Origin of the sequence: Pseudescherichia sp. (assembly GCF_031998825.1) — a bacterium.
GTDB lineage: Bacteria > Pseudomonadota > Gammaproteobacteria > Enterobacterales > Enterobacteriaceae > Pseudescherichia.
Genome location: NZ_DAMACX010000102.1, coordinates 1 through 3,336, shown reverse-complemented (window position 1 = coordinate 3,336; position 3,336 = coordinate 1). Strand labels below are relative to the sequence as shown.

General features: G+C 52.4%; 1 protein-coding gene. It reads left to right on the top strand.

The genetic code is table 11. From position 1 onward, the window contains the following. Nucleotides 1-145: 145 nt before the first annotated feature. Nucleotides 146-3,336: Tc toxin subunit A (locus RTP97_RS21265; RefSeq protein ID WP_312417181.1), on the top strand; the 3,191-nt coding region annotated here is incomplete at its 3' end.

The following is a 3,336-nucleotide window of genomic DNA, read 5'->3' as shown; positions in this document are numbered from 1 at the left end:
CGGGTGAACTCGCGCCCGGTGGCGTGACGGAGACCTGGGACGCCTGGCAGTCGGCGGGCGAGTCGCTGGTCGCCGCCCAACAGTAATTTATATACGGCGCGCGTACCCGCGCCGTTACAGAAATATTTTTAACTGGAGATAAATTATGGCTCTTTTAGATAGCCCTGCGCTTCAGCAGGTGGAAACCGCGCTTAAGGTTACCCCTGGCAGCTTTGCAAAAAATAACTATCGCTCTGTCTTTGACATTGCCCGCACGTCCCGTAAACAGTTTATCGCCGACAATATGTCGTGGCTGGGCCTGCGCGGCGGTAAAGCCTGGGATCTGGCCGTGGGGCAGGCCCAGCACATTCGCCGCCTGTTCCGGGAAAAAACGCTGACTCACCAAATTCGCGAAGAAGTGCAGCGGCAGACTCTGAGCGGCCAGCCGGTGAGGAAAGTTTCTGCCAGTAATAACATTCAGGGGCTGGTACAGAATGGCCCGACATGGCAGAACCAGTTTGCCGAAAACTGGCAGGCCTACTGCCAGTCCGGTACCCCGGAAGCGGTGGATTCCCCGGTCAGCTACCTGACCTGGCTCTATAAGCAGGCGTTAAGCTTTGAAGAGGAGATTAGGGCCAGCGGCACCGCTGACCAGGTAATCCCTCTTGCCGAGCGCCGCCCGGACCTCGCTGCCCTGACGGTAGATAACGATGCCATTAACCAGGAAGTTCCGGCTTTACAGCTGGTGAATGAGATCCTTGAGAACAGCATTACCTCCAGCCTGCCTTCGGAAAAAAGCGTGGATGAGACGCTGGCGGAGACCCGCTACCCGACCCTGCTGCCGTATCACTTCCCGCATGATCAGGTAGCGCTTGCACTTGAGAACGCTGACGTAGCGCTAGAGGAGATCATCGGCGAGTCCGCAACCGACTGGCCGTGGTTCCTGAATGATGCATGGCAGGGCGCACGTAGTACCAGCAGCACCGAACTGGCCAGCAGGCTGGCCCCGGAGCAGCAGACGCTGGTGACCGAGGCGGATAACAGCACCGCCTCTGACCTGACAGATTTCTATAAAACTAACCTCGGGCTGGCAACGGCGGATTATACGCCGTTTGAAAACCTCGACACCTTTACCCGGCAACTGGGGCTAACCGTGCCGCAGGTGGAGGCGCTGGTGGCGGGAAATGCGGGAGGGACGTCGGTAGCAATATCGGATAACTGCCCGGTAGGTTTTACTTTTTCAACTAAAGATGCCATCGCCAGCGCTTCGCTGGATACCGGTAGCAATCCGATCCCATTAACGCTTAGCAATAATGGATTAAATATAATTCGAGGGGAATTTTCTGGCGGTATCAGGTGTGACGCTACTCAACAGGCTGAAATGTATATCGAAGATAATATCAGCTCGGATGGTACAAATATGAAGCCATTCACTTTGTCATTTTGGTGCAAGATCCCGGCGGATATTCCGGATCAGGCGATTATAGTGACAAATAAAACAGACAAGTATGCGCGTTCTTCAAAAGGTATTACTTTATTTGCGAGACATAGCGGGGATGCTTATCAGCTGGAGCTTACCGCCAGCGATGGCTCAAACGATCCTGTAGCTCTTACTTTAAATACTCATCTCATCCCTGATGTGTGGTGCTTTATCGCATTGCAATATAATAATAAAGATAATAATCTATACATAAGAGGAAGTGTTGATCATGCGACAATGCAAATCAAAAGTAGTATAAATATTTCTTCGCTGAATTCTATTGTTCTTGCAAGTGAAAGTTGGGGCTTTAACGGCAATAAAGATAATAATTACTATAACAGCTATCCAGAGCGTCAAACCATCATTGAATATGATGATATCGCTTCATGGGATGCGGACCTGTCAGATCCTACGTTAGAAAATTATATTGTCAGTGGCCTGCCTGCCAGTTCCCTCTCAGGGATGGTGCACTACTATACGTTTGATACCGTTGCTTCCCAAAGCCAGTATGGTGCCTCATATATTAATGAGGCCATGGAGCCTGCTATTTTAGTGGCTGAGCCTGCCTCTCCTGAACTCGTTTTTTCCAACTGCACCTATGTTAACGGAAAATTCGGCCAGGGCATCCAGACCCGCAGTGCAGACGACAGCTATTTCTATTTTCAGCCTGACGGGGAAGTGGCGCAGGCGATGAAAGGGGATAAGTCTTTTACGCTGGGGTTTTGGGGGTATGGTAATAATTATGCCGCAGAAATAATACCTATTTTCAGTAATGGTGGTGATGCAAATTATGAAGCTTATTCATCAGGGTTTAGTTTAAGCACCAAAGACAATAACTATACATTAGACTATGTGCTTTCAGATAATGCAGGCAAAACACAAAACAATGCATGGGATAATGGCGAAGGCATGGCACGACAAAAGTGGTATTACATTGCCCTGTCATGGGATGCGATAAACAGGAAAGCTAACTGGTATGTCATAGATTATGATGAAGACGTGCAAGCACCTTCAGTCTCGTTTGATGCATCTTCATTTAATGATATTACTACTGCGGATGGCTTTACGTGGGCATTTAACACGCGGGGTGATGTATCTCGCGGCGTTCATTCGACAGACGACATAAATAATTTCATCTACGACGATATTGCTGTATTTAACGGAGCGTTGACGGCTGAGGATATCAATACGCTTGTCAACTCCGGCAAACCCGTTGCCGAAACAGATATTTCCGGTTTCTCCGCCGCCTGTATCTGGAGTTCTTCTCTTGACCACGGCTTGCAGAACCTCTCCGATGCCCGCATGGACCGCATCAACCGGATGGTGCGTCTGCAGCGCTGGCTCGGTCTGAGCTATGAGGAGACGGACCTGCTGCTCAGCGCCTGCATCCGCGCCCAGGGCGCAGATAACGCAGACTTTTCCCTCAACGCCCACACCCTGCGTGCGCTGGGTGTCTTTCGTCACTGGCAGCAGAAGTACGGCGTCACGGCGTTCCAGTTTGCTGCCGTGCTGAATGAAATCACCCCGTATGCGATTTCCCCGGCGGTGCCGTTCCTCGACCAGGTGTTCAACTCTCCGTCGCTGTTTGATGAGCCTTTCGCTATCACCGGTGAGAATGTCAGCTACACCGACGTCACCGGGGACAGCGCCCGCACGGTACGTCAGATTTGTGCCGGGCTGGACATCACCCAGGCCCAGTTCCGGGTGCTGGCGGATAAGGTGGCGGCAGCGCAGGGCGATGCGCAGGCGAAGACCTTCCCGCTGACGCTGCCGGTGGTCTCGGCGCTCTACCGTCTGGCGATGGTGCCGCGCTGGCTGGGGCTGTCGTTTGCCGACGGGGCAGCGCTGCTGAGCCTGGCGGGTGAGGGCGACGCGGC